Genomic DNA, 24039 nt, shown 5'->3' on the forward strand with positions numbered 1-24039 from the left:
GTGCGCAACGCACAATCGCCGCGTGACCGCCTCCTTCCTCGACTTTCCCGTCTTCGACATCGAACGCGATGGCGTGCGCGTGCACGGCCGCATCGGCGGCCATGGCGCACCCTTGCTGCTGCTGCACGGACACCCGCAGACGCACGCCATCTGGCACCGTGTCGCGCCCGCACTGGCCGAGCGCTTCACCGTGGTGGCGATCGATTTGCGCGGCTACGGCGATTCGGGCCGGCCCGCCGCAGATGCCGCGCACGAGAACCACAGCAAGCGCGCGATGGCGCTCGATGCGCTCGCGGCGATGCGCCATCACGGCTTCGAACGCTTCGGCGTGCTCGCGCACGACCGCGGCGCGCGCGTGGCGCACCGGCTCGCGGCCGACCATCCGGCGGCGGTCGAGCGCATGCTGCTGCTCGACATCGCGCCCACGCTCGCCATGTACGAGCACACCTCGGAAGCCTTCGCGCGCGCCTACTGGCACTGGTTCTTCCTGATCCAGCCGCCGCCGCTGCCCGAGGCGCTGATCGCCTCCGATCCGGTGCGCTACGTGCGCAGCGTGATGGGCGGACGCCACGCGGGGCTCGCGCCCTTCGCGCCCGAGGTGCTCGCGGAGTACGAGCGCTGCGCGGCCATCCCGGGCAGCGCCGAATCCATCTGCGAGGACTACCGCGCTTCGGCCGGCATCGACCTCGATCACGACCGCGCCGACATCGCCGCGGGCGCGCGGCTCGCGATGCCGCTGCGCGTGCTGTGGGGCGCGCACGGCGTGGTCGGCCGCGCCTTCGACGTGCTGGCGCTGTGGCGCGAGCGCGCCGACCGGGTCGAGGGGCATGCGCTGCCCTGCGGCCACTACGTTCCCGAGGAGGCGCCGGGCGAACTGCTCGCCGAGGCACTCGACTTCTTTGCACCGCTCATCCCATCGGAAGGACCCAGACCATGACCACCCACAGAATCGCAGTCATCGCCGGCGACGGCATCGGCAAGGAAACCACGCCCGAGGGCGTGCGCGTGCTCGATGCGGCGGCGCGCAAGTTCGGCATCGACCTGAAGTTCGACCACTTCGACTTCTCGAGCTGGGACTACTGCGAGAAGCACGGCAAGATGCTGCCCGACGACTGGAAGGACCAGATCGGCGGCCACGACGCCATCTTCTTCGGCGCGGTCGGCTGGCCCGAGAAGATCGCCGACCACATCTCGCTGTGGGGCTCGCTGCTGCTGTTCCGCCGCGAGTTCGACCAGTACATCAACCTGCGTCCCGCGCGCCTCATGCCCGGCATCGTCGCACCGGTGGTGCGCCGCGACGGCTCGCCGCGCCAGCCCGGCGAGATCGACATGTACATCGTGCGCGAGAACACCGAGGGCGAGTACTCGAGCATCGGCGGGCGCATGTACGAAGGCACGCCGCGCGAGATCGTTGTGCAGGAAACCGTGATGTCGCGCGTGGGCGTGGACCGCGTGCTCAAGTTCGCGTTCGAGCTCGCGCAGTCGCGTACGAAGAAGCACCTGACCAGTGCCACCAAGTCGAACGGCATCTCGATCACCATGCCCTACTGGGACGAGCGCGTGGCCGAGATGGCGAAGGCCTATCCGGGCGTGACGCTCGACAAGTTCCACATCGACATCCTCACCGCGCACTTCGTGCAGCGGCCCGACTTCTTCGACGTGGTGGTGGCGAGCAACCTGTTCGGCGACATCCTGTCCGACCTGGGACCGGCCTGCACCGGCACCATCGGTATCGCGCCGAGCGCCAACCTCAACCCCGAGCGCACCACGCCCTCGCTGTTCGAACCGGTGCATGGCTCGGCGCCCGACATCGCGGGCAAGGGGATCGCCAACCCGATCGGCCAGATCTGGTGCGGCGCGATGATGCTGGAGTTCCTCGGCCACAAGGACGCGCACGACGCGATCCTGTCGACCATCGAGAAGGTGCTCGCGCCCGGAAGCGGTGCGCCGCGCACACCCGATATCGGTGGCAAGGCGAGCACCAGCGACCTCGGAAAAGCGATCGCCGAGGCCTTGTGAGACGGCTGCGGCCCCGGCGGAAAAAGGTCTTCGCGAAACGCCCCTAGAATCGCGCGCTCCGCTGCGCCGCACGGGCTGATGTCGTATTGACACCCCGCAGGCCAGTGGTTGTAATCCCCGATGGCAGCGCGCTGCCGGGGCGTCAGGCCTGCCAAGCTTCTGCGTCGCACCACGTCGCGACCGACTCGCCAGCCGACGAAAGCCGACCAACTTTTTTCTACAAGGGGCCCTTGTGAACAAGACCGAACTGATTGAGCACATCGCAAAGAACGCCGATATTTCCAAAGCAGCCGCCACGCGCGCGCTCGAATCCACCATCGGCGCCATTCGTACAACGCTCAAGAAGGGCGGCTCCGTGTCGCTCGTCGGTTTCGGTACTTTTGCAGTTGGTAAACGTGCGGCCCGTACGGGTCGCAATCCCCGCACCGGCGACGCGATTAAAATCAAGGCCGCCAAGATTCCGAAGTTCCGTCCCGGCAAGGCCCTCAAGGACGCGTTGAACTAAGTCGACGACGAGAACTCGGAAGAAAAGTATTCCCGGTGGGGTGCTTAGCTCAGCTGGTAGAGCGGCGCCCTTACAAGGCGTAGGTCGGGGGTTCGAGCCCCTCAGCACCCACCACCACCCGATGCAAAGGCGAACAACGGTTCGCCTTTTTTATTGCCGTCCGACAGCCACCGCATGAGAGTGTTCAAGCATGTTTGATTTCTTCCGCAAGTACAACAAGATCATGATGATTGTCTTGTTCTTGCTGATCATCCCGTCGTTCGTGCTGTTCGGCGTCGAGCGCTACCAGGGCTTTTCCAAGGACGAGGCCGTCGCGCATGTCGATGGCGCCAGCATCACGCGGCCCGAATGGGATGCGCAGCATCGCGTGGAAACCGACCGCATCCGCCAGCAGTCGCCCAACGTCGACCCGCTGGTGCTCGACTCCGATGCGCTGCGCTACGCCACGCTCGAGAAGATGGTTCGCGACCGCGTGCTGACGGTTGCGGCCAACAAGGCCAACATGACGGTCTCCGAGGAGCGCCTCTCGCGCATCTTCGCGCAGGATCCGGGCCTCGCGACCTTCCGCACGCCCGAGGGCAAGTTCGACCGCGACGCCTTCCAGCGCGTGACCGGCCGCACCCCCGAGCAGTACGAAGCGTCGATGCGCGCCGAACTCGCCACGCAGCAACTGCTGCTGGGCGTATCGGGCACCACCTTCACGCCGCCCGCGCTGGCCGCCGCCACCATCAACGCGTTCTACGAGCAGCGCGAGATCCAGGTGTCGCGCTTCGCGCCCGAGGGCTTCGCGTCGAAGGTCACGGTCAGCGATGCCGACATCGAGACCTACTACAAGGACCACACGTCGCAGTTCCAGGCGCCCGAGCAGGCGAGCATCGAGTACCTGCTGCTCGACCTCGAAGCGGCCAAGAAGAACGTGACGGTCAACGAGGCCGAGCTCAAGAGCTATTACGACCAGAACACCTCGCGCTTCGGCACCAAGGAAGAACGCCGTGCGAGCCACATCCTGATCACCGCGGCCGCCAGCGCGCCGGCAGCCGATCGCGCCAAGGCGAAGGCCAAGGCCGAGCAGTTGCTGGCCGACGTGCGCAAGGCGCCCAACACCTTCGCCGATGTCGCGCGCAAGAACTCACAGGACCCGGGCTCGGCAGAGAAGGGCGGCGACCTCGACTTCGTCACGCGCGGCGCGATGGTCAAGCCTTTCGAAGACGCGATGTTCGCGTTGAAGAAGGGCGAGATCAGCAACGTCGTCGAGACCGAGTTCGGCTATCACATCATCCGCCTGGACGACATCAAGCCGGCCGTGGTACCGCCGTTCGAGCAGGTGCGTGCCACCCTCGAGAACGACTACCGTGCCCAGCAGGCCACGCAGGAGTTCGCCAAGGCTGCCGAGACCTTCACCGATGCCGTGTACCAGCAGCCCGACAGCCTCAAGCCGGCCGCCGAGAAGCTCAAGCTCACGATCCAGACCGCGACCAATATCGGCCGCACGGCCGCGCCCGGTGCGACCGGGCCGCTCGCGAGCCGCAACTTCCTGAGCGCGCTGTTCTCGCCCGATTCGCTGAGCCGCAAGCAGAACACCGAAGCGATCGAGGTCGGCACCAACCAGCTCGCCTCGGGCCGCGTGACCCAGTACTCGGCCGCGCATCCGATCCCGCTGGCCGACGTGAAGGACAAGATCCGTGCGCAGCTCGTCACCGAACGCGCGGCAGCCCTTGCGAAGACCGAGGGCGAGGCCAAGCTCGCGGCCTGGACCACGAAGGCCGACGGCGCCAACTTCGCGGCACCCGTCACCGTGTCGCGCATCGATGCGAAGGCGCAGCCGGGCGTGGTGGTCGAGGCCGCGCTGCGTGCCGACGCCAGCAAGCTGCCGACCCTGGTCGGCGTCGACCTCGGCACGCAGGGCTATGCCGTGGTGCGCGTGACCAAGGCCGTGCCGCGCACCGCGCCGACGGCGGAAGTCGCGAAGCAGGAGAACGCGCAGGTCGGCCAGTCGATCGCCGCCGCCGAAGACGCCGCCTACTACAACCTGCTGAAGGATCGCTACAAGGCCGAGATCCTGGTGCCGCGTCCCGCGACCGACGGACTGCCGTTCGCCGGCGCACGCTGACCGGTCGCGCCGCGAGGCACTTCCTCTTCCCTTCGCGGGCCGCCTTGTGCGGCCCGTTGCTTTTTCCGTCTCGCGTGGGACAAGCGCCGCGGTCGCTTCTTGCCAGAATCCGCGCATGGGAACTCTCTACCTCGTGCGCCATGGCCAGGCCAGCTTCGGCGCGGCCGACTACGACAACCTGAGCGAACTGGGCCACAGGCAGTCGGTGCGGCTCGGCGAGTACTGGCGCGAGCGCGGCATGCGTTTCGACGCCGTGATCACCGGCACCTTGCGCCGGCATCGGCAGACCTGGGAAGGCATCGCGCAGGGCCTCGGTCTGACGCGCGACGACGTGCTGCCGTGGCCCGGCCTCAACGAGTACGACAGCGAGGCGGTGATCGCCACGATCCACGAAGGCAAGCTCGAGAAGCCCGATTCGCCCGAGATGTACCGGCATCACTTCCGCCTGCTGCGCGAAGGGCTGGGCGCGTGGATGCAGGGGCGCACGAAGCCGGTCGGCATGCCCAGCTACGTGGACTTTCTCGCGGGCGTGACCACCGCGCTCGATCACGTGCGCGACAAGCACCATGGGGCCAAGGTGCTCGTGGTGTCGAGCGGCGGCCCGATCAGCACGGCGGTGGGCCATGTGCTGGGCACCAGTCCCGAGACCACGATCGAGCTCAACCTGCGCATCCGCAATTCGTCGGTGACCGAGTTCGCCTTCACGCCCAAGCGCCACATGCTGGTGACCTACAACACGCTGCCGCATCTCGACGGGCCGGCGTACGAGGACTGGGTCACCTACTCCTGAAGCGCGCCTTCGCGTTCAGGCCTGCCAGACGCCGTAGCCCGCCTTGCGCAGGGCGATGCCGAGCTCGACTTCCATCGAGCGCGCGTCTTCGTAGTTCATCGGGTTGTAGCGCTCGTAGAGCGCGGGCAGCAGGTGCAGGCCGTAGTCCTGCACGAAGCTGTTGGCCTGGATGCCGGCCTTGTGCTTGTCGAAGCGGATGTCGGGATCGAGCCCGGTCATGCCCACGTAGACGAAGGGCTTGCCGAGCTGGTAGTCGGGATTGGCGCGCCGGAAGCGGCCGATGTTCCAGACGCGGTCGTCGAGCTCGACCACGTAGACATGGTGGTGCGCGCGGGGTTTGCGTGGCATCGGCCCCGCCCGATGGCCCGGCTGCTCAGCTCTTGCGCTTGATGAGGCCGTAGAGGATCAGCAGCACGATCGCGCCGAGCACCGACGCGATGAAGCCGGCGCCCTGGCCGGCGGTGTACCAGCCGAGCGACTGGCCCACATAGGTGACGATCAGCGAGCCCGCGATGCCGATCAGCGTGGTGACGATGAAGCCCGCGGAGTCGTCGCCCGGCTTGACGGCGCGTGCCACCAGACCTACGACGAAGCCGATCAGGATGGTCCAGACGATGCTCATGAGTGATCCCTTTGGTTCGTGAATGAAGCGGCGCCCGCATGGCAGGGCGCGGCCATGATAGCGGCCGGATGCGCCGCGCGGGCGCTGCGAAAGCGCGCACCGGCGAATCGGGATGCAAGGCTGCGCGATTTGGCGCCGACGGCTGTGGCCGGCCCGCTGTGGCGTCCTACAGGGCTGCGGCGAACGGGGCGCTATACCCTTGGCATGCTCGAAAAGTTGCCCGAAGTCATCGGCCAGGCCCTGCACGGCGTGCGTGCCGGCCTGGACAAGATCGTTTTCAACACGCTCGGCCTGCGCGAAGGCATGGCCACTATTTCGCTGACCAGCGTGGCCTTTGCCGATCACGCGCCGATTCCGCCGCGCTACACGGCCGATGGCGAAGGGCTGTCGCCGCCCCTGCAGTGGGAGGGCGTGCCGCAAGGCACCGCCTCGCTGCTGCTGGTGGTGGAGGACGCGGATTCGCCCACGCCGAACCCGCTGGTGCATGCCATCGTCGTCAGCCTGCCGCCCGGCGACACCCGGCTGGTCGAGGCGGCGCTGCCGAGCCAGGGCAACGAAGGGCAGGACACGGTGCATGCCGGGCGAAACTCCGGGCTGCAGGCCGCCTGGCTGCCGCCCGATCCGCCGCCCGGGCACGGCGTGCATCGCTATGCCTTCCAGTTGTTCGCGCTCGACCGGGCACACGAGTTCTCGGTGGCGCCCGGGCGGGACGAGGTGGTCGACGAACTGAAGGCACATGCGATCGCCAGCGGCCTGCTGATCGGCACCTTCGAGCGATCGGACGGTTCGATCCGGCAGAAGGACGCCGCGCACGAGGAGGCGCCGCAGGTGGCGCCCTCCGGCCCGCTGGCGGCGGGTTGAGTGGGCCGCGCGCATCATTCTTTCAAACCGGGGTCGGGCGCGCGGCTTTTATGGCTATAATCGTGGACTCTATTACGGTGGCTGTAGCTCAGCTGGTAGAGTCCCAGATTGTGATTCTGGTCGTCGTGGGTTCGAGTCCCATCAGCCACCCCATATGAATTCCGAAGAAACGGCCCTGGAGCGATCCAGGGCCGTTTTTCTTTTGGGGCGCGCTATAGCGCCTTTTGCATGCAATGCCGGGCCGGGCATTTCTTTCCTGCTTCCGAATAGGCGCGAGCGAGCCGAAACGGGCCACGGCGGTACCGCGGCATTCAAATTCTTCGCTGTGCCATTGCAGCCGAGCGTTCAAAACCCTGGCCCGGCCTCCGATCTTGCCCAGGAACGGGGCGTTTTACCCCCTCGGCTGTTGTAAAACGCCAAGCGGCCCGGATTTTTCTGCTCGGGTTTGCTCAAAATCAATTGCAAACTGAATTAAACTGCGGGCGTTTTCATTTACAGGAGTTCGCCAATGGCCTCGACGCTCGCAGATATCAATTCCCAGATCCAGAAGCACGACGAACAGATCGCGCAATTGCGCAAGCAGGCCGAAGAACTGCGCAACCATGAACGTGCCGGGGTGATCGAGGAGATTCGCAAGAAGATCGCCGACTATGGTCTGACCGCGTCGGATTTGAAGCTTTCGGCCGGCCGTGCCGTTTCCGTCAAGCGCGCCGCGAGCACGCCGGCGCCCAAGGCCGCCGCCAAGTACCGCAGCCCGACCGGCGAAACCTGGTCCGGTGGCCGTGGCCGCAAGCCGCGCTGGGTGACCGAGGCGCTGGCCGCCGGCAAGTCGCTGACGGATTTCGAGATCAAGTGAGCGTGGTGCGCGAACACGCGCTGGCCGATTCCGCAATAAAAAAGCCCGCATGCGCGGGCTTTTTTATTGCGGGCATGGACATCCATCTCGCGATGCCCAGGTCCGTGGCGATCAGTTCACCATCACGAGCTTTCCCTTGACGCCGCGCGAGCCCATGTGCGCGTAGGCGGCTTTCAATTCGGCCATCGGCATCGTGCTGTCGATCACCGGCTTGATCTTTCCCTGGCCATACCATTGCGCCAATTCGGCCATCATCTGCGCGTTGGCCTTCGGCTCGCGCTTGGCGAAATCGCCCCAGAACACGCCGACCAGCGACGCGCCTTTCAACAGCGTGAGGTTCAATGGCAGCGAGGGAATCGGGCCCGACGCAAAACCCACGACCAAATAGCGGCCGCGCCATCCGATCGAGCGAAATGCGGGTTCCGCGAAATCGCCGCCGACCGGGTCGTATATGACGTCCGGGCCTTTGCCGTCGGTCGCGGCCTTGATGGCATCCCTGAAACCGTTCGGCAGCGCATGCGTGGTGTAGTTGATCGTCGCGTCGGCACCGATCGAACGGCACAGCTCGCATTTCTCGTCGGTGGAAGCCGCCGCGATCACCTTGGCGCCGGCCGCCTTGGCGATCTGGATGGCCGCCGTGCCCACGCCGCCCGCCGCGCCGAGCACCAGCACGGTTTCGCCGGCCTTGAGCTGCGCGCGGTCCATCAGGGCATGCCACGAGGTCGCGTAGATCATGATGAAGGCGGCGGCGTCGACATGGCCGAAGCCTTCGGGCAGCGGCATGCACAGTGCCGCGGGCGCCAGCGTGTGGGTGGCGAAGCCGCCGGTGCCCGAGAGGCAGGCGACGTTCTGGCCGACCTTGAGGTGCGTGACGCCTTCGCCCACGGCCTGGACGATCCCCGCGTACTCCGAGCCCGGCACGAAGGGCAGCGGCGGCTTCATCTGGTACTTGTTCTGCACGATCAGCAGGTCGGGGAAATTCAGGCTCGCGGCCCGGATCTCGATCAGCACCTGGCCCGGGCCGGGTGTCGGCGTGGGCAGCTCTTTCCAGGTGAGCGCGTCGACGCCGACGGGGTTCTCGCAAAGCCATGCGTGCATGCTCGGTCTCCTTCGAAACGGGTAGTAATGTTGAGGCAATGAAGCGCGCGATGATAGGCGTCGCCCTCGCGTGTCCTTGTCCCTGCTGCGACGCACCCGACGCCTACAATCCGTTGCACCGCACCGCATCATGAAGATACTCATTTCCAACGACGATGGCTTCCAGGCGCCAGGCATCGTCGCACTGCACGACGCGCTCAAGGATCTGGCCGACGTCGAGGTGGTGGCGCCCGAGCACAACAACAGCGCCAAGTCGAACGCGTTGACGCTGGCCGCACCGCTCTACGTCCACACCGCGCACAACGGCTTCCGCTACGTGACCGGCACCCCGGCCGACTGCGTGCACATCGCGCTCAAGGGCCTGCTCGGCTACCGGCCCGACCTCGTGGTCTCGGGCATCAACAACGGCGCCAACATGGGCGACGACACCATCTATTCGGGCACCGTCGGCGCGGCCATGGAGGCCTACCTGTTCGGCATTCCCGCGATCGCGTTCTCGCAGATCGAGAAGGGCTGGGCCCATGTCGATGCGGCTGCCCAGGTGGCGCGCCGGCTGGTGCAGCGCATCGAGCGCGAGCGCATGCTCGACGGCGGCGCCTTCCTGCTCAACGTCAACGTGCCGAACCGGCCGTTCGATGAGCTCAAGCCGGTGAAGGTGTGCCGACTGGGCCGCCGTCATGCGGCCGAGAAGGTCATCACGCAGGAAAGCCCGCGTGGAGACACGATGTACTGGATCGCCGGCGCGGGCAGCGCCAAGGACAGCGGCGAGGGCACCGACTTCCATGCCACGGCCGAGGGCCACGTGGCGCTGACGCCGTTGCAGATCGACCTGACCGACCACGCCAACCTGGGCCAGTGGCGCGACGCGGTGGTCCGGCTCGCCGACTGACATGGCGACCCAACGGCCTGGATTTCCGGCTCGCCTCGCGCCCACCGTCTCGGCCTCGACGCCGGCTTCGTCCGCGCTGCGCGGACGGCAGCCCGCCGTGCCGCCCAAGCCGCCGGCTCCCTCGACGCCATCGATGGCCTCCGACGCGGTGCGCGCGCGCATGGTGCAGAAGCTGGCCGCGCAGGGGATTTCGGATGCGCGCGTGCTGCGCGCCATGGGCGCGGTCGAGCGGCATCGCTTCGTCGACAGCGCGCTGGTCAACCAGGCCTATGAAGACACCAGCCTGCCGATCGGACTGGGCCAGACCATCTCCAAGCCCAGCGTCGTTGCGCGCATGATCGAACTTTTGCTCGCGGCCCCGGCTCTGAGTGGCAAGCCGCAGGACCGTCTGGGGCGCGTGCTCGAGATCGGCACCGGTTGCGGCTACCAGGCCGCGGTGTTGAACCACGTGGCCACGGAGGTCTACAGCATCGAAAGGTTGCGCGGCCTGCACGAGCGGGCACGGACCAATCTGCGGCACTTCCGGCTGGCCACGGTTCACCTGATGTTCGGCGACGGCATGGTCGGCTACGCCAAGGGCGCGCCCTATGCGGGCATCATCGCCGCCGCCGGTGGCGAGGCGGTGCCCGAAGCCTGGATCGAACAGCTCGCGGTGGGGGGGCGGATCGTCGCGCCGACGCACTCGGCGAAGGGCGGCCAGGCCCTCGTCGTGATCGACAAGACGGCCCGCGGTCTCGAGCGCCTCATTCTTGAGGCGGTTCACTTTGTCCCCCTAAAATCGGGCGTTGCTTGAAGGAATAACAAATGCAGGGTTTTGGCAATCGGAGTTGGTACGCTGGCGTCACGTTGGCCGTCGTGCTCGTGATCGCGGGGTGTTCCACGCCGCGCGGCCCGGCACCGGTCGAAGACCGCGGCACGATGACCCGCGCTCCCGGCGCGGCCGCGCCCGTTCCGGGCGGTCCGACCATCACTACCGACGCCTCGGGCAAGCCGCTGGCCGGCATCGAGAACTTCGGCAAGCCGGGCTACTACGCCGTGCGTCCCGGCGACACCATCCGCCGCATCGCCAACGACACCGGCCAGACCTGGCAGAACCTCGTTCGCTGGAACAACCTCGACAACCCCGACCTGATCGAGGTGGGGCAGGTGCTGCGCGTGATTCCGCCCTCGGGCCCGGGTTCCACCGTGGCCGCCGCGCCGTCGGCGCCGAACGAGAACGGCGTCGTCACCAAGCCGGTGACGCCGCAGCCCGCGGTCGTGCCTGGCGCGGCCGCGAGCGGTGCCGCCGTTGCGGGCGCCAAGCCGCCGGTCACGGCCTCGCCCTCGAGCCCGGCTGCATCGGGTGGCGATGAGGACATCGGCTGGATCTGGCCCGCCCATGGTTCGCTGATCGCGGGCTTCGACGATGCCAAGAACAAGGGCTTCGACATCAGCGGCAAGGCCGGCGACCCGGTGCTGGCCGCCGCCGACGGCCGCGTGGTCTATGCGGGTGCGGGCCTGCGCGGCTACGGCAACCTGATCATCCTGAAGCACAACAACACCTACCTCACGGCCTACGCGCACAACCAGACGCTGCTCGTGAAGGAGGACCAGTCGGTCCAGAAGGGCCAGAAGATCGCGGAGATGGGCAGCAGCGATGCCGATCGCGTGAAGCTGCACTTCGAGATCCGTCGTCAGGGCAAGCCGGTCGATCCGGCGCGCTACCTCCCGAACCGGTGATGCCATGGCCGGTTCCCGCCCCCGTCGCACGCTGCCCGTGCGCCGGTCGGCGGGCAGCACGGCCGAAGCGGTATCCGGCGGTGAGGCCTCACCGCCTGTCTCGTCCCCCGATGGCCTGATCGCGCCCGAGCCGAACGCCGAAGTGCTCGCGCGCACCGGCGACGACACGGCCGACGCGCTCACCGTCTACCTGCGCCGCATCCGGCGCACCGAGCTTTTCACCCCCGAGCAGGAATACGCGGCTGCCTGCGCCGCGCGGGCCGGCGACTTCGCGGCGCGCCAGTCCATGATCGAGCACAACCTGCGGCTCGTGGTCAACATCGCCAAGGCCTACCTCAACCGCGGCGTGCCGTTCTCCGACCTCATCGAGGAGGGCAACCTCGGCCTGATGCACGCCATCACCAAGTTCGAGCCCGAGCGCGGCTTCCGCTTCTCGACCTATGCGACCTGGTGGATACGCCAGTCGGTCGAGCGCGCGCTGATGACCCAGTCCCGCACGATCCGCCTGCCCGTGCACATCGTGCGTGAACTGCAGCAGGTGCTGCGCGCGCGCCGCACGCTCGAGGGCGATCCCGAGTTCCTGGCGCGCCGGCCCGACGGGGTGCGCGTGGAAGACGTGGCGGCGCTGCTGGGCTCGGACGTGCAGTCGGTGGCCGACCTGCTCGCGCTGGCCGAGGCGCCGCGCTCGCTCGACGCGGGCGAGTCGCATGGCGAAGAGAGCTACGCGCTGTCCGATTCGGTCGCGGCGGACAGCGAGGAGAGCGATCCCACGGGCGCGACCCAGGCGCACGAGGTCGAACGCCTGCTCGACGGCTGGGTGGCCGCGCTCGATGCGCGCGAGCGCGAGGTGCTCGAAGGCCGCTACGGCCTGCACGACCGCGAGCCCGAGACGCTCGAGGTGCTCAGCGTGCGGCTGGGCCTGACGCGCGAGCGCGTGCGCCAGATCCAGAACGAAGCGCTCGCGAAGATGCGGCGCCAGCTCGTGCGTTCGGGCGTGGGTCGGGACGCCTTGTTCTAGCCCTGCCGGGTTCCGCGCGAGGGCCTCTTCCCACGCTGAGACAATCGGGGCATGACGGAATCCATCAAGAAAGATAAATCCCCCACGGACACCCCCACGAACGCCGGCGGCGAATGGCTGCACGTGGAATCGCTGGACCTCGATGCGCAGGGCGTGGCGCACAAGGCCGACGGCATGGTCGTGTTCATCGAAGGTGCGCTGCCCTTCGAAGAGGTGCAGCTCAACGTGCATCGTCGCAAGAACAACTGGGAGCAGGGCACGGTCACGCAGATCCGGCGTGAGTCCTCGCAGCGTGTGCGGCCCGGCTGCCCGCACTTCGGCTTGCACACGGGCGCCTGCGGCGGCTGCAAGATGCAGCACCTCGACGCCGCGGCGCAGGTGGCGGTGAAGCAACGCGCGCTCGAGGACAACCTCTGGCACCTTGGCAAGGTCCGTCCCGAGAACCTGCTGCGTCCTCTCGAGGGCCCGGCCTGGCACTACCGCTACCGCGCGCGCCTGTCGGTGCGCCACGTGGTCAAGAAGGGCACGGTGCTGATCGGCTTTCACGAGCGCAAGAGCCGCTACCTGGCCGACATGCAGGTCTGTCCCGTGCTGCCCAAGCAGGTGAGCCAGATGCTGATGCCGCTGCGCGCGCTGATCGCCTCGCTCGATGCGCGCGACACCTGCCCGCAGATCGAACTGGCCTGCGGCGATGCACCGGGCACCCAGGCGCTCGGCACCATCGCGCTGGTGCTGCGGCACCTCGAGCCGCTGTCGGGCGCCGACATCGGTCGCCTCAAGGCCTTCGCCGCGAAGAACGAGCAGGTGCAATGGTGGCTGCAGCCCAAGGGGCCCGACACGGTGCGGCTGCTGGAGGAGGGCGGCACGCCGCTGGCCTACGGGCTGCCCGAGTTCGGCGTGACGATGCCGTTCCGGCCCACCGACTTCACGCAGGTCAATCCGCACATCAACCGCGCGCTCGTGGGCAAGGCGCTGCGCCTGCTCGACGTGCAGTCCGACGAGCGCGTGATCGACTGGTTCTGCGGCCTCGGCAACTTCACGCTGCCGTTGGCGAGCCGTGCGCGCGAGGTGCTGGGCATCGAGGGCAGTGACACGCTGGTGGCGCGGGCCACCGAGAACTTCCGCAAGAACCAGCCCGCGACATCGGCGCGGCGCGCGCTGTCGCCGGCGTCGTTCGTGGCGCGCAACCTGTTCGAGATGACGCCTGAGATGCTGGTCGCCGACGGGCAGGCCGACAAGTGGCTGGTCGACCCGCCGCGTGAGGGCGCCTTCGCGCTCGCCAAGGCGATGGCCGACCTGCACCAGCAGCCCGAGTTGCGCACCGGCGGCTGGACGCCGCCGAAGCGCATCGTCTACGTGAGCTGCAATCCGTCGACGCTGGCGCGCGATGCCGGTTTGCTGGTGCACCAGGCCGGCTATCGCTGCACGCACGCGGGCGTGGTCAACATGTTCCCGCACACGGCGCACGTGGAGTCGATCGCGGTGTTCGAGCGCGAATGAGGCGGGCCTGACGCCGCAATGAGAAAGGGCCCCGAAGGGCCCTTTCTTTTTCACCGATCGATGGCCGCGGGGCCATCGAAAGACGAAGCGTCAGTCGCGTTCGCCGCCCGCGAGGCCCAGCAGCGCCAGCAGGCTCTGGAACACGTTGAACAGGTCGAGGTACAGGGCGAGGGTCGCGCTGATGTAGTTGGTTTCGCCGCCGTCGATGATCTGCTTCAGGTCATAGAGCATGTAGGCCGAGAAGATGCCGATGGCGGCGACCGAGATCGCGAACATGCCGGCGGTCGAGCCGACGAACACGTTGATGACCGCGCCGACCATCAGCACCATCGCGCCGACGAAGAGCCACTTGCCCATGCCCGACAGGTCGCGCTTGATCACGGTGGCCAGCGAGGCCATCACGAAGAACACGCCGGCGGTGCCGCCGAAGGCCGTCATGATCAGTTCGGGGCCGTTCTTGAAGCCCAGCACCATCGAGATCAGGCGCGAGAGCATCAGGCCCATGAAGAAGGTGAAGGCCAGCAGCACCGGCACGCCGGCGGCCGAGTTCTTGGTCTTCTCGATCGCGAACATGAAGCCGAAGGCACCGCCGAGGAAGACGATGAGTCCGAGGCCGCCGGTCAGCGAGCGGGTGATGCCGGTCTGCACGCCCAGCCAGGCGCCCAGCACGGTGGGAAGAAGGCTCAGCGCCAGCAGCCAGTAGGTGTTGCGCAGCACGCGTTGGCGGTCAGCCTGCGGCAGCACCTGGCCGTAGCCGGTGGAAGTGTCGAGGGTTGTAACGCGGTCGTTCATGGCCGAAGCTCCTGTGGTTGCTGCCGTAGCAGTTGGGCGCATTCTAGAAGTCTGCAAGAGCGCGGCCCGCAAAGACCGTATGGGGGGTGTTCCTTAGACGGCGCGCCGTCCGACAGGGGGAGGCCGCGCGGCGGGCCGGTATGCTCTGGGGTTCGACGCAACAAGACTTTGATCACCATCATGCAAACCAAATCATTCCTTGAACTCGCCGATGTCAAGCTGATCGCCGCCGCCGCCGAAGCCGAGGCGCTCAAGAACAACTGGGCCGTGACGATCGCCATCGCCGACGATGCGGGCAACCTGCTGTGGCTGCAGCGCCTCGACGGCGCGGCCGCGCTGTCCTCGCACATCGCACCGGCCAAGGCCCACACGGCCGCCCTGGGCCGCCGCGAGAGCAAGGTCTACGAGGACATCATCAACGGCGGCCGCACCGCTTTCCTGACGGCACCGCTGGTGCACGGCCTGCTCGAAGGCGGCGTGCCGATCGTGAAGGACGGCCACGTGATCGGCGCCGTGGGCGTGAGCGGCGTGAAGTCGAACGAGGATGCCCAGGTCGCCAAGGCCGGCATCGCGGCACTCGGTCTCTGAGCTGCCGTGCGGGCGCCTCGGCGCCCTGCACGAACGAAAACGCCGACTCGAGAGTCGGCGTTTTTGATTGGACGTTCAGCGTGAAAAAAAGCTTGGCTAGTCGGCGAACCGTTGGCTAGCAAAAAACGACCCTTCGGAGAAATGAATCTCCTGGAGTCGCCCCACGATGAAACTTGCGCGAGGGGCGGCTGACCGGGACCTACTTGGTCAGGATCAGCTTGCCCAGTTTGGTGGCCTGCAGGCGGTACAGCGAACCGTTGTGCATGATGCCGACGGTCTTGCTGCCCTTGAGCAGCTCGGTGCTCTCGACCATCGGAACCGGTCGTTGAGCCTGGATGGTGGCGTGACCGCCGCCCGATTGATCGAGCGAAGGGTGGCTCAGAACAGCAAAGGCGTTGGTGGTGGCTGGCATCTCGAATTCCTCTTATCGAAGCGATGGTTGAATGATAATAATTCTCAACAAGAAGTCAATCGCTGCGATGAAAAATTTTGTGACCCGCGGGGCAGTTATTTCGCGTCGGGTTCGGTAATGAAACCGATCTTGCGCACGCCGGCTTCACGCGCTTCCGACATCGCCTTGGCCACGCGCTCGTAGCGCACCGCCTTGTCGCCGCGGATGTGCAGCTCCGGCTGCGGCTCCTTGGCGGCCTCGGCGGCGAGGCGGGTGGGCAGCTCGCTGTCGGAGATCTTCTGGTCGTTCCAGTAGTAGTCACCCTCGGCCGTCACGCTGAACAGGATGTTCTCGGGCTTCGGCTGCTCGGGTTCGCTGGTGGCGCGCGGCAGGTCGATGTTTACCGCGTGCTTCATCACCGGCACGGTGATGATGAAGATGATCAGGAGCACCAGCATGACGTCGACCAGCGGCGTCATGTTGATCTCGTTCATCACCTCATCGGGTTCGTCTTGGGTTCCGAAAGCCATGATGTTCAGCCCTTCTTGAGCGGAACCACGATCGATTCGGCGCCGCTCTGGACGCGGGCACCGGTCACGAAGTAGGCGTGCAGGTCGTGCGCGAAGGCGTTGAGCTTGGTCAGCACGAACTTGTTGCCGCGCACCAGGGCGTTGTAGCCGAGCACGGCGGGGATGGCGACCGCGAGGCCCAGGGCCGTCATGATCAGCGCTTCGCCGATCGGGCCCGCGACCTTGTCGATCGTGGCCTGGCCGGCCGAGCCGATGCTCATCAGCGCGTGGTAGATGCCCCAGACGGTACCGAACAGGCCGATGAAGGGCGCGGTCGAACCGACCGACGCCAGCACGGCCAGGCCGGTTTGCAGGCGCGCGGTGAAGGCGTCGATGCCGTTGCGCAGCGAACGCGTGATCCAGTCGCTGACGTCGAGCGCGTCATGCAGGTGCGCCTTGGTGTTGCGGTGATGCGCGGCGGCTTCGCGGCCCTCGAGCGCCAGGGCGCGGAAGGGGTTGCTGTCGTCCTTGCCGAGCTTGTTGAGCGCGGTGGCGAAGTCCTCGCTGTGCCAGAAGTCCTGCGACTGCTTGGCGAGACGCTTGTAGCGGATGACGTCGAGCGCCTTGACGATGATCACGATCCACGACGCGAGCGACATGGCGATCAACAGCACCGCGACGGCCTTGGTGACGAAGTCGCCTTGGTGCCAGACATTCATCAAGCCAAATTGGGAATCCATAGGGGTCTCAGTTACTTAGGTTGGTTGAAAACGATGGGCGCGGGCAGCATGAAGAGGGTCTCGTCGCTCGCGTTCGGATAGTTGCTCACGGTCACGGACGACTTCAGCACCGCATCGCGGGCCGCGCGGTCGAGGCGGTCGTAGCCGCTGGACTTGAGGATTTCGGCACGGCGCACGAGGCCGCTGCGGTTGAAGTACACGGCGATGGTCACCGTGCCGGCCTCGCCGAGCCGCGAACTCAACTGCGGATAGACCGGGGCCGGAGGACGCAGCCACTGCGCCTGCGCGGCCGTCACCTCGACCACCTTGGGCGGTGCGGGCGGCGCCGGCGGAGGGGCCGGCGGCGCGGGAGGCGCGGGCGGCGGCGAGGGCGGCGTCGGTGCGGGCGGCGGCGGTTCCGGATCGCCCACGGGGGCTTGCGGCGCCGGCGTGGGCTTGGGCTCGCGGATGGCCTGCGGCCGGGGCGGCGGCGGCGCCTTCACGCGCGGCTGGGGCGGCGGCGGTGGGGGAGGCGGCGGCGGAGGCGTGGGCTTCGGCGGCTCGACGAACTGGCTCATGATCTCGACCGGGATCACCACTTCGGCGGCCCGGCGGAGCAGGCCGCTCTGCAGCGCCCAGAGCGCGGCGGCGTGGAAGACGATCACGCCGCCAGCGATGGCAGCGTTGCGCGAGAGGCCGAAAACGGAGGGAGGGGGGGCAAAGCGGTCAGACACGATCAACCATTCGAGTGCGAGCACGTGGGTACGTGCCCCGATTGCAGCAAAACCGCTACGACGACGTCTACTTCTATTTACGAAGGATCCACCAGACGGAGCCCGCCACCAGGATCAGGCTGCCGCCGAGTGCAGAGACGAGTTCCATGCTTTGCTTTCCTTGATGGAGTTGGCAAGCTGGATCGACTTCGGTTCCGATTCGCAGTGCAGGGCCGCGACCGGGTGCGAAGCGCTGCACTGCGCGACGATATCGCGCGCACATCCTTCACATTGGCCACACTGGGTGGCCACGCCGAGCTCGAATTGCACTTCGTCGAAGGTCATCCCCGCGCGCACATGGCGTGCGATTTCGCGGTCGGAGACTCGGCGGCAAATGCAAACGATCATGGCTGTGAAAGCGGCAGTTTGGCTGGCTGTTGGATGTAGCGATTATAAATAAGAATCCCTCGCATTTGCAATAACTATCGTATTCGTCAGGGCCCGACGCGACAGCTATTCGCTATGAGGGGTGGTCCGGCTATATCTCCGACCAGAGCCGAAGCAGGTTGTGATAGTGGCCGGTCAGGGCCACGGTTTCCTCGGATTCGCCCAGCCGGGCGCGCAGTTTCTGGATGTTCTGGTCGAGTTCGAACAGCATCGCGCGCTGCTGGTCGTTGCGCACCATGCTCTGGGCCCAGAAGAAGGCGCACACGCGCGCGCCCCGGGTCACCGGATGCACCCGGTGCAGGCTGCTCGACGGATACAGGATCAGGTCGCCGGCCGGCAGCTTGACTTCGTGCGAGCCGTAGGTGTCGACCACCTCGAGCTCGCCGCCGTCGTAGTCGTCGGGGTCGCAGAGGAACAGGGTGCACGACAGGTCGGTGCGCAGCGGCTGCTCGCTGCCGGGCACGGCGCGCACCGCGCCATCGACGTGCAGGCCGTAGTGCTCGCCGCCCTCGTAGCGGTTGAACAGCGGCGGCACGAAGCGCGCGGGCAGGGCGGCCGAAAAGAACAGTGGATTGCGCGCCAGCGCGGCCAGCACGGTCTTGGCGAGCTCGCGCCCGACCGGCGAATGCTCGGACAGCTGCCGGTTGCGCTTGACCTGCGCGCCCTGGTCGCCGACGGTCTCACGCCCGTCGACCCACTGGGTGGCATCGAGCGTGGCGCGCATCCTGCGCACCTGGTCCGGGCTCAGCACTTCGGGCACATGCAGCATCATCTTCGGGAACTCCGGAAGGAAAAAAGCCCCGGCGCGGGCCGGGGCTCGAGTGTCGCACCGCGGCGCGGCGCGGCGCACCGGCCCTGGCCGGTGGCGCGCCGTGGCGAACGATCAGAACGCGAAGTTCGCGGTGACCTTGAACGAGCGCGGCGTGCCCGGCGTGTAGCGGTAGCCCGACTTGTTGATGGCCGCCACGTAGTCCTTGTCGAACAGGTTGTAGACGTTCAGCTGCAGATCGACGTTCTTGTTGATCCGGTAGGACGCCATGGCGTCGACCACCCAGTACGACTCGACGTAGGCCGGCGTGCCGACCGCGCCGTCGGTGCCGCGGTAGAGCTTGCCGTTGTAGCGCGCGCCGCCGCCGATCGTCAGGCCGAACGGCAACTGGTAGGTGGTCCACAGCGTGAAGGCGCGCTTCGGGGTGTAGGCCAGCGAGGTCGAGCCGTCGGCCAGCACCGAAGGGCCGCTGAGCACGCGGGTGTTCATCGTCGTGAAGCCGGTGGTCACGCCCCAGTTGTCGGTGATCGCACCCGACACGCCGAGTTCGATGCCCTGCACGCGCTTCTTGCCGGTCTGGTAGTACTGCTGCGAGATCGAGTCCTGCACCACTTCGTTGCTGACGTCGGTGCGGTAGAGCGCGGCCGTCAGCGCCACGTGCTTGTTGAGCACGTCCCACTTGGTGCCGAGTTCGTAGGTCTTGGCCTTCTGCGGCAGGAAGTCGGTGCGCGCGGCGCTGTTGCCGGTGCCGCCTGCTGCGAGCTGGAAGTTGGCGCCGCCCGGAGGCTGTGCCGCCGTGCCGTAGGCCGCATAGACGCTGCCGTTCTCGGTCGGTTTGTAGACCAAGCCGATCTTGCCCGACCACAGGCTGTCCGACAGCTTGAGGTTGGTCGGGGTCAGCACGCCGGTGGTGGCGTTCAGCGCCGTCGAGTCGAACTTGGTCGAGTAGTGGTCGTAGCGCAGGCCGCCGGTCAGCATCCACTGCTCGTTGAACTTGACCGTGTCGAACACGTAGGCGCCGACGGTGGTGGTCTCGCCCGAGGTGGTGGTGCCGTTCTGGATGCGGTTGTAGCCGCCGAACACATAGGGGTTCGGTGCGTAGACGTTGGCCGCCGGCCAGGCGCCGCTGTTGGTGAAGCCGGGCACGTTGAAGACCTTGACGTTCTGGCCGTAGTAGCCGTTCGAGTCCTGCTTCTCGCGGATCAGCTCGACGCCGGCATTGAGCGTGTGGCCCACGCTGCCGGTGTTGAACTTCGCGCTCACGTTCGTCTGGTTCGTGAAGATCGTGTTTTCCTGGTCCTTGTTGGTGGGCGAGCTGCGCGCCACGGTCCAGCCGAGGGGGAGGAACTGATTGGGCGTCAGCAGGTTGGCCGTGCTGCCCATGAAGGAGGTCAGCAGGTAGTCCTGCTGCGTCTTGGCATAGCGCGTCGTGTTGCGGATCGTGATGTCCGGCGTCAGGTCGTGCTCGACGCGCGCGGTGAACATGTCGGTCGTGACGTTGTCGAAGTCCGCGCTGGTGCCGTAGAAGTTCTTCGAGCGCACCGGCGCGGCATAGCTCAGGTAGCCGCGCTTCGGATCGGGCGTCGAGTAGCCCGGCAGGCCGATGGTGGGAACGCCGCCGTCGGGGATGTTGTTCTGCTTGACGTGCACCAGATCGAAGTAGAAGCGCGTCGGGCTGTTCAGGCCCAGGGCCAGCGAGGGTGCGATCGCCCAGCGCTTGTTCTTCACGAAATCGCGGCCGGCCACGCCGGCGTCCTCGGCCACGGCGTTCAGGCGGAAGGCCGCACCGATGCCGTTCTCGCCGCTGAGCGACTTGTTCCAGTCGATGCTGCCGCGCTTGAAGTCGGCGCTGCCGAAGCCCAGCGAGCCCGTGAAGCTGTCGTCGAGCTTGGGCTTCTTGGTCACGAGGTTGATGTAGCCGGTGGGCGAGGTGCGGCCCACGTCGGTGCCCGAGGGGCCCTTCACGACTTCGACCTGGTCGATGTTGAAGGTGTCGCGCGAGATCGAGCCGACGTCGCGGATGCCGTCGACGAAGATCGCGCTCGAGCTGTCGAAGCCGCGCATGAACACCGCGTCGCCCGTGTTGGTGTTGCCGTTCTCCCCGAGGAAGAAGGTGCCCACGCCGGGGGTGTTGCGCAGCGCTTCGGTCAGCGTGGTGGCGCCCTGGTCGCGCAGCACCTGTTCCTTGATCACCTGCACGGTCTGCGGCGTGTTCACCAGCGGTGCCGTGAACTTGGGATTGGCCGAGGTGTCGGCCTTGAAGTCGGCGGCGACCGAGCCCTCGACGCGGATCTCGGGCAGCACGCGCGAGGGCTGCTGCTGGGCGATGGCGGGGGCGGAGAGGGCGATCAGCGTGGCGGCTGCGGCGCCCGAGACCTGGGGAACGGCGCGCGCGACAGCGTGCTTCCGGCTCTTGATATAGGAGTTGGCCATGAAGGTTCTCGAAGAAGGAAAAAACGGCCCTGAGAACTCGACTGGCGATGCCCTGCGCGCGTGCCGAGGAGGCACCGGGGGCTGGCTGGGTGAGTTGACCTGCGGGAGGGCAAAGGTAAAAACCGTGTCAAATGATAATGTTTATCAATACGGCGCTTAGTACTTTTGCCGGCAGGCGCTTTGTAAAGTAGATACTTTGTTGCACTGAAGCAACTCTAATTCTGAGGGAATTGTTGACAGCGCGGAGTCGCTGGTAGGCGTGCTGTCACGCCTCCACGGAGGCCGGTGGACCTCGCGTGGCTCAGTACACGTCGCGCCTGTAGCGGCCCGAGCCGACCAGCTCGGCCCACAGCGTTTCGCCGGCCACCTGCCGCAGCGCCGCATCCACGCCCGCGGCCATCCCTTGCAGGCTCCCGCACACGTACACCGCCGCGCCACGCGCGAGCCATTCGCGCAGCGCATCAGCGCGCCGCAGCAGCCGGTGCTGCACGTAGAGCCGTTCGGCCTGGTCGCGAGAGAACACCATGTCGAGCGCCGTCAGCGCGCCTTCGCGCTGCCAGGCCTCGATCTCGTCGCGGCAGAGGAAGTCGTGCGCCGCGTGGCGCTCGCCGAACACCAGCCAGTTCTCGTGCCGGCCCGCCGCGACGCGCGCGCGCAGGTGGGCGCGCAGGCCGGCGAGGCCGGTGCCGTTGCCGATCAGGATCAGCGGGCGCGAAGCATTGCCCTCGAGGCGGAAGCCTCGGTGCGCGCGCAGGCGCAACGCCACCGTGTCGCCGATGGCCAGCGTCGAGGTCAGATGGCCCGAGGCCGTGCCCAGCGTGCCGTCGGGATGCTGCTCCTGCCGCACCAGCAGCTGCAGTTCGCCGTCGGCGGACAGCGAGGCGATCGAATAGTCGCGCGGTCGCGTGGGATCGCTCGCGACCGCCATCTGCACCAGGTCGCCCGAGTCCCAGGCCGGCATCGCGCCGGCCTGCGGCACCAGGCCGAGCAGGAAGACCGGTGCGCCCGCGCTGCCGGGATTGAGCAGGCTGCGATGCACGAGACGCCACGGAGCGAAGGCGCTGCTTTCTTCCTCGTCGTGCGCGACCTCGGCATCTCCCCACTGGGCATGCCATGTGGCCAGCGCTTCGGGATCGCCGTTGTCGACCTCGACGCGCGCGAAGGAGGGCGTCGCGCCCCGGCCTTGCAGCCAGTCGTCGAGCTGGCGCCCGAAGCCGCAGAAGTTCGCGTACTGGCGGTCGCCCAGGGCCAGCACCGCATAGCGCAGCGCGGACAGATCGGGCTGCTCGGCCATCGCCTTTTCGGCGAACAGGCTGGCGCCGTCGGGCGCATCGCCTTCGCCATAGGTGCTGGCCACGAACAGGGCCTGCCGCGTGTCGCGCAGGGTGGTGGCGTCGAGCGCATTGAGCTCCATCACGCGCACCGGCGTGCCGGCCGCACGCAGGCGGCGCGCGGTCTGCCAGGCGATGGCCTCGGCCTGGCCGGTCTGGCTGGCGAACAGCACCAGCGTCGATGGCACCGTGCCGTCGCCCGCCAGTGCCTGCGCGGCGCGCGCGGTGGCCGCGACGGCGCGGCGTTCGCGCGTGTAGATCGCCAGGCACATCGCGCCGTAGGCGGCCACGGTGGAGCCCGCGGCCAGCGCGCGCAGCAGCGTGTCGTTCATGCGGAGGCGGTCCGTTCGGTCCAGGCCGGGGTCGCGCGCAGGCTCGGCGGTCCGTCGCCGTCCGCCGCATGCGCGACGAACAGCGCCGCGATGCCGCGTGCCTCGGCGAAGGCGAAGCCTTCCTCGGACCCGAGCACCGTCAGCACCGTGGCCAGCGCGTCGGCGTGCATGCACTGCGCATGCAGCACCGTGACGCTCGCGAGCCCGACGGGCACGGGCTCGCCGCTGCGCGGATCGATGGTGTGCGACCAGCGGCGGCCTGCGTGCTCGCGCTGGTGCCAGCGGTCGCCCGAGGTGGCGATCGCGAGGCCGTCGAGCGCCACGTGCACCGGCGCGGGCAGTTCGCCGTCGACCTGCACGCGCCATGGCTGTCCGCCGGGGCGGCGGCCCACGCCGCGCAGTTCGCCGCCGATCTCGAACAGGAAATCCTCGAGGCCGAGCGCCTGCAGCGCCTCGACGCCGTGATCGACCGCGAAGCCCTTGGCGATGCCCGACAGATCGAGCGCGAAGCCGCCGGGCTGGGTCAGCGTGGCCGTTGCGTCATCGGCCATGTCGAAGGCGAGCTTTCGCCAGCCCGTGCGCTCGCGCGCCACTTCAAGGGCGTCCGTGTCGATGGGGCCATCGTTTGCATCGGGCCCGAAACCCCAACTGGCGACCAGCGCACCGACCGTCGGATCGATCGCGCCGCCGCTGTCTTCGGCCCATTGCAGCGCGCAGGCCATCACGCGCGCGAACTCGGCCGACAGCGTGTGCCGCGTGCCCGCCGGCGCACGGTTGAAGCGCGAGATCTCGGCGTCGGCCTCCCAGTGGCTCATCTGCGCGATCACGCGCGCGAGTGCCGATTCGACCGCCTCGCGCACTTCGGTCAGCGGCCGCATGCCGGGGTTGTCGAAGCGCAGCGACCAGGTCGTGCCCATGGTCCGGCCGGCCAGCTGGTGCAGGCGGGCCGGATCAGCGCGGCGCGGCACCGCCGCGTTGGCGTAGCCGCCGTGCCAGGAACTGCGGGAGGCGAACGAAATGCCCAAGGC

General features: G+C 67.5%; 27 protein-coding genes and 2 tRNA genes. 16 read left to right on the forward strand and 13 right to left on the reverse strand.

Translation table 11 applies throughout. From position 1 onward, the window contains the following. Positions 1 to 22: 22 nt before the first annotated feature. The 6 genes from AC07RM_RS18615 to AC07RM_RS18640 all read left to right on the forward strand — a co-directional run bounded on the left by AC07RM_RS18615 (position 23) and on the right by AC07RM_RS18640 (position 5424). On the forward strand, positions 23 to 937 hold the full coding sequence (locus AC07RM_RS18615; protein WP_495335463.1) for an alpha/beta fold hydrolase: 915 nt from the start codon (positions 23 to 25) through the stop codon (positions 935 to 937). Continuing rightward, the gene (locus AC07RM_RS18620) at positions 934 to 2019 is read left to right on the forward strand and encodes a tartrate dehydrogenase (RefSeq protein ID WP_495335464.1); all 1086 of its coding nucleotides are present in this window, start codon (positions 934 to 936) and stop codon (positions 2017 to 2019) included. Before AC07RM_RS18615 ends, AC07RM_RS18620 begins: the two co-directional genes overlap by 4 nt. A 232-nt stretch (positions 2020 to 2251) precedes the next feature. Then, positions 2252 to 2524: an HU family DNA-binding protein gene (locus AC07RM_RS18625; RefSeq protein WP_007830705.1), complete on the forward strand. Its 273-nt coding sequence runs from the start codon at positions 2252 to 2254 to the stop codon at positions 2522 to 2524. Positions 2525 to 2562: 38 nt separating this feature from the next. Further along, positions 2563 to 2638, forward strand: a tRNA-Val gene (locus tag AC07RM_RS18630). Between the two features lie 76 nt (positions 2639 to 2714). Continuing rightward, positions 2715 to 4634: a SurA N-terminal domain-containing protein gene (locus AC07RM_RS18635; RefSeq protein ID WP_296801306.1), complete on the forward strand. Its 1920-nt coding sequence runs from the start codon at positions 2715 to 2717 to the stop codon at positions 4632 to 4634. Positions 4635 to 4749: 115 nt separating this feature from the next. Next, positions 4750 to 5424, forward strand: a complete 675-nt coding sequence (locus tag AC07RM_RS18640; RefSeq protein WP_208512135.1) for a histidine phosphatase family protein — start codon at positions 4750 to 4752, stop codon at positions 5422 to 5424. Positions 5425 to 5439: 15 nt separating this feature from the next. Here AC07RM_RS18640 and AC07RM_RS18645 read toward each other — a convergent pair whose 3' ends face one another. Beyond that, a complete protein-coding gene (locus AC07RM_RS18645; protein WP_093343026.1) occupies positions 5440 to 5772 on the reverse strand; it encodes a hypothetical protein in 333 nt (110 codons plus the stop codon). A 25-nt stretch (positions 5773 to 5797) separates the two neighbouring features. After that, entirely contained in the window at positions 5798 to 6046 is a 249-nt protein-coding gene (locus AC07RM_RS18650) for a GlsB/YeaQ/YmgE family stress response membrane protein (protein WP_093343024.1), read from the reverse strand. Positions 6047 to 6250: 204 nt separating this feature from the next. Here AC07RM_RS18650 and AC07RM_RS18655 point away from each other — a divergent pair, with 204 nt between their 5' ends. The 3 genes from AC07RM_RS18655 (at position 6251) to AC07RM_RS18665 (ending at position 7763) form a co-directional block, all read left to right on the forward strand. Next, entirely contained in the window at positions 6251 to 6907 is a 657-nt protein-coding gene (locus AC07RM_RS18655; RefSeq protein ID WP_495335465.1) for a YbhB/YbcL family Raf kinase inhibitor-like protein, read from the forward strand. 77 nt (positions 6908 to 6984) lie between these two features. Beyond that, a tRNA-His gene (locus tag AC07RM_RS18660) sits at positions 6985 to 7060 on the forward strand. A gap of 355 nt (positions 7061 to 7415) precedes the next feature. Then, positions 7416 to 7763, forward strand: a complete 348-nt coding sequence (locus tag AC07RM_RS18665; RefSeq protein ID WP_093343020.1) for an H-NS histone family protein — start codon at positions 7416 to 7418, stop codon at positions 7761 to 7763. Positions 7764 to 7874: 111 nt separating this feature from the next. Here the strand turns inward: AC07RM_RS18665 and AC07RM_RS18670 are convergent, their stop codons facing one another. Further along, positions 7875 to 8861, reverse strand: coding sequence for an NADPH:quinone oxidoreductase family protein (locus tag AC07RM_RS18670; protein ID WP_057590318.1), 987 nt, complete (start codon positions 8859 to 8861; stop codon positions 7875 to 7877). A 130-nt stretch (positions 8862 to 8991) separates the two neighbouring features. Between AC07RM_RS18670 and surE the strand changes: the two genes are divergently transcribed. The 5 genes from surE to rlmD are packed head-to-tail and all read left to right on the forward strand — an operon-like array spanning position 8992 to position 13987. After that, the gene (surE, locus tag AC07RM_RS18675; RefSeq protein WP_495335466.1) at positions 8992 to 9750 is read left to right on the forward strand and encodes a 5'/3'-nucleotidase SurE; all 759 of its coding nucleotides are present in this window, start codon (positions 8992 to 8994) and stop codon (positions 9748 to 9750) included. 1 nt (position 9751) lies between these two features. Continuing rightward, the gene (locus AC07RM_RS18680; RefSeq protein ID WP_495335467.1) at positions 9752 to 10543 is read left to right on the forward strand and encodes a protein-L-isoaspartate(D-aspartate) O-methyltransferase; all 792 of its coding nucleotides are present in this window, start codon (positions 9752 to 9754) and stop codon (positions 10541 to 10543) included. 11 nt (positions 10544 to 10554) lie between these two features. After that, complete coding sequence (locus AC07RM_RS18685) at positions 10555 to 11469, forward strand: peptidoglycan DD-metalloendopeptidase family protein (RefSeq protein WP_495316644.1); 915 nt, start codon at positions 10555 to 10557, stop codon at positions 11467 to 11469. Positions 11470 to 11473: 4 nt separating this feature from the next. Continuing rightward, a complete protein-coding gene (locus AC07RM_RS18690) occupies positions 11474 to 12487 on the forward strand; it encodes a sigma-70 family RNA polymerase sigma factor (protein ID WP_495335468.1) in 1014 nt (337 codons plus the stop codon). A gap of 51 nt (positions 12488 to 12538) precedes the next feature. After that, positions 12539 to 13987, forward strand: a complete 1449-nt coding sequence (gene rlmD / locus AC07RM_RS18695; RefSeq protein WP_495335469.1) for a 23S rRNA (uracil(1939)-C(5))-methyltransferase RlmD — start codon at positions 12539 to 12541, stop codon at positions 13985 to 13987. A 90-nt stretch (positions 13988 to 14077) separates the two neighbouring features. On the opposite strand, the gene AC07RM_RS18700 is transcribed toward rlmD, so the two are convergent. Further along, positions 14078 to 14779: a Bax inhibitor-1/YccA family protein gene (locus tag AC07RM_RS18700; protein WP_093343010.1), complete on the reverse strand. Its 702-nt coding sequence runs from the start codon at positions 14777 to 14779 to the stop codon at positions 14078 to 14080. A 180-nt stretch (positions 14780 to 14959) separates the two neighbouring features. Between AC07RM_RS18700 and AC07RM_RS18705 the strand changes: the two genes are divergently transcribed. Beyond that, positions 14960 to 15367 carry a GlcG/HbpS family heme-binding protein gene (locus AC07RM_RS18705; protein ID WP_093343471.1) on the forward strand — a complete coding sequence of 136 codons (408 nt, stop codon included), beginning with the start codon at positions 14960 to 14962 and terminating at the stop codon, positions 15365 to 15367. A gap of 199 nt (positions 15368 to 15566) precedes the next feature. Here AC07RM_RS18705 and hemP read toward each other — a convergent pair whose 3' ends face one another. The 7 genes from hemP to AC07RM_RS18740 all read right to left on the reverse strand — a co-directional run bounded on the left by hemP (position 15567) and on the right by AC07RM_RS18740 (position 21348). Beyond that, entirely contained in the window at positions 15567 to 15779 is a 213-nt protein-coding gene (gene hemP, locus AC07RM_RS18710; protein WP_093343008.1) for a hemin uptake protein HemP, read from the reverse strand. A gap of 95 nt (positions 15780 to 15874) precedes the next feature. Then, positions 15875 to 16288, reverse strand: a complete 414-nt coding sequence (locus AC07RM_RS18715) for an ExbD/TolR family protein (RefSeq protein ID WP_093343007.1) — start codon at positions 16286 to 16288, stop codon at positions 15875 to 15877. Between the two features lie 5 nt (positions 16289 to 16293). Further along, complete coding sequence (locus tag AC07RM_RS18720; protein WP_057590302.1) at positions 16294 to 17007, reverse strand: MotA/TolQ/ExbB proton channel family protein; 714 nt, start codon at positions 17005 to 17007, stop codon at positions 16294 to 16296. An 11-nt stretch (positions 17008 to 17018) separates the two neighbouring features. Further along, on the reverse strand, positions 17019 to 17726 hold the full coding sequence (locus tag AC07RM_RS18725) for a TonB family protein (protein WP_472922543.1): 708 nt from the start codon (positions 17724 to 17726) through the stop codon (positions 17019 to 17021). A gap of 108 nt (positions 17727 to 17834) precedes the next feature. Continuing rightward, positions 17835 to 18107, reverse strand: a complete 273-nt coding sequence (locus AC07RM_RS18730) for a (2Fe-2S)-binding protein (RefSeq protein WP_082322199.1) — start codon at positions 18105 to 18107, stop codon at positions 17835 to 17837. 130 nt (positions 18108 to 18237) lie between these two features. Beyond that, complete coding sequence (locus AC07RM_RS18735; protein ID WP_208512141.1) at positions 18238 to 18918, reverse strand: Fe2+-dependent dioxygenase; 681 nt, start codon at positions 18916 to 18918, stop codon at positions 18238 to 18240. Between the two features lie 111 nt (positions 18919 to 19029). Then, the gene (locus AC07RM_RS18740) at positions 19030 to 21348 is read right to left on the reverse strand and encodes a catecholate siderophore receptor Fiu (RefSeq protein WP_495335470.1); all 2319 of its coding nucleotides are present in this window, start codon (positions 21346 to 21348) and stop codon (positions 19030 to 19032) included. Between AC07RM_RS18740 and AC07RM_RS18745 the strand changes: the two genes are divergently transcribed. Continuing rightward, entirely contained in the window at positions 21347 to 21508 is a 162-nt protein-coding gene (locus AC07RM_RS18745) for a hypothetical protein (protein WP_490876701.1), read from the forward strand. The two genes, AC07RM_RS18740 and AC07RM_RS18745, sit on opposite strands and share 2 nt — an antisense overlap. A 141-nt stretch (positions 21509 to 21649) precedes the next feature. On the opposite strand, the gene AC07RM_RS18750 is transcribed toward AC07RM_RS18745, so the two are convergent. Further along, on the reverse strand, positions 21650 to 23011 hold the full coding sequence (locus AC07RM_RS18750) for a sulfite reductase subunit alpha (RefSeq protein WP_495335471.1): 1362 nt from the start codon (positions 23009 to 23011) through the stop codon (positions 21650 to 21652). Continuing rightward, positions 23008 to 24036, reverse strand: a complete 1029-nt coding sequence (locus AC07RM_RS18755; protein WP_495335472.1) for an FAD:protein FMN transferase — start codon at positions 24034 to 24036, stop codon at positions 23008 to 23010. The genes AC07RM_RS18750 and AC07RM_RS18755 overlap by 4 nt, the downstream gene beginning before the upstream one ends. Between the last annotated feature and the right edge of the window lie 3 nt (positions 24037 to 24039).

The organism is Variovorax sp. GW821-FHT09B05, from assembly GCF_059418265.1.

Bases quoted from the DNA above. Each gene is read 5' to 3' on its own strand.
- AC07RM_RS18645 (WP_093343026.1), bottom strand. From the start codon at position 5,772: ATGCCACGCAAACCCCGCGCGCACCACCATGTCTACGTGGTCGAGCTC.
- AC07RM_RS18685 (WP_495316644.1), top strand. From the start codon at position 10,555: ATGCAGGGTTTTGGCAATCGGAGTTGGTACGCTGGCGTCACGTTGGCC.
- AC07RM_RS18700 (WP_093343010.1), bottom strand. From the start codon at position 14,779: ATGAACGACCGCGTTACAACCCTCGACACTTCCACCGGCTACGGCCAG.
- AC07RM_RS18690 (WP_495335468.1), top strand. From the start codon at position 11,474: ATGGCCGGTTCCCGCCCCCGTCGCACGCTGCCCGTGCGCCGGTCGGCG.
- AC07RM_RS18655 (WP_495335465.1), top strand. From the start codon at position 6,251: ATGCTCGAAAAGTTGCCCGAAGTCATCGGCCAGGCCCTGCACGGCGTG.
- AC07RM_RS18740 (WP_495335470.1), bottom strand. From the start codon at position 21,348: ATGGCCAACTCCTATATCAAGAGCCGGAAGCACGCTGTCGCGCGCGCC.
- AC07RM_RS18635 (WP_296801306.1), top strand. From the start codon at position 2,715: ATGTTTGATTTCTTCCGCAAGTACAACAAGATCATGATGATTGTCTTG.
- AC07RM_RS18745 (WP_490876701.1), top strand. From the start codon at position 21,347: ATGAAGGTTCTCGAAGAAGGAAAAAACGGCCCTGAGAACTCGACTGGC.
- AC07RM_RS18705 (WP_093343471.1), top strand. From the start codon at position 14,960: ATGCAAACCAAATCATTCCTTGAACTCGCCGATGTCAAGCTGATCGCC.
- rlmD (WP_495335469.1), top strand. From the start codon at position 12,539: ATGACGGAATCCATCAAGAAAGATAAATCCCCCACGGACACCCCCACG.
- AC07RM_RS18730 (WP_082322199.1), bottom strand. From the start codon at position 18,107: ATGATCGTTTGCATTTGCCGCCGAGTCTCCGACCGCGAAATCGCACGC.
- AC07RM_RS18640 (WP_208512135.1), top strand. From the start codon at position 4,750: ATGGGAACTCTCTACCTCGTGCGCCATGGCCAGGCCAGCTTCGGCGCG.
- AC07RM_RS18665 (WP_093343020.1), top strand. From the start codon at position 7,416: ATGGCCTCGACGCTCGCAGATATCAATTCCCAGATCCAGAAGCACGAC.
- AC07RM_RS18735 (WP_208512141.1), bottom strand. From the start codon at position 18,918: ATGATGCTGCATGTGCCCGAAGTGCTGAGCCCGGACCAGGTGCGCAGG.
- AC07RM_RS18715 (WP_093343007.1), bottom strand. From the start codon at position 16,288: ATGGCTTTCGGAACCCAAGACGAACCCGATGAGGTGATGAACGAGATC.
- AC07RM_RS18620 (WP_495335464.1), top strand. From the start codon at position 934: ATGACCACCCACAGAATCGCAGTCATCGCCGGCGACGGCATCGGCAAG.
- AC07RM_RS18670 (WP_057590318.1), bottom strand. From the start codon at position 8,861: ATGCACGCATGGCTTTGCGAGAACCCCGTCGGCGTCGACGCGCTCACC.
- AC07RM_RS18720 (WP_057590302.1), bottom strand. From the start codon at position 17,007: ATGGATTCCCAATTTGGCTTGATGAATGTCTGGCACCAAGGCGACTTC.
- hemP (WP_093343008.1), bottom strand. From the start codon at position 15,779: ATGCCAGCCACCACCAACGCCTTTGCTGTTCTGAGCCACCCTTCGCTC.
- AC07RM_RS18750 (WP_495335471.1), bottom strand. From the start codon at position 23,011: ATGAACGACACGCTGCTGCGCGCGCTGGCCGCGGGCTCCACCGTGGCC.
- AC07RM_RS18680 (WP_495335467.1), top strand. From the start codon at position 9,752: ATGGCGACCCAACGGCCTGGATTTCCGGCTCGCCTCGCGCCCACCGTC.
- AC07RM_RS18650 (WP_093343024.1), bottom strand. From the start codon at position 6,046: ATGAGCATCGTCTGGACCATCCTGATCGGCTTCGTCGTAGGTCTGGTG.
- surE (WP_495335466.1), top strand. From the start codon at position 8,992: ATGAAGATACTCATTTCCAACGACGATGGCTTCCAGGCGCCAGGCATC.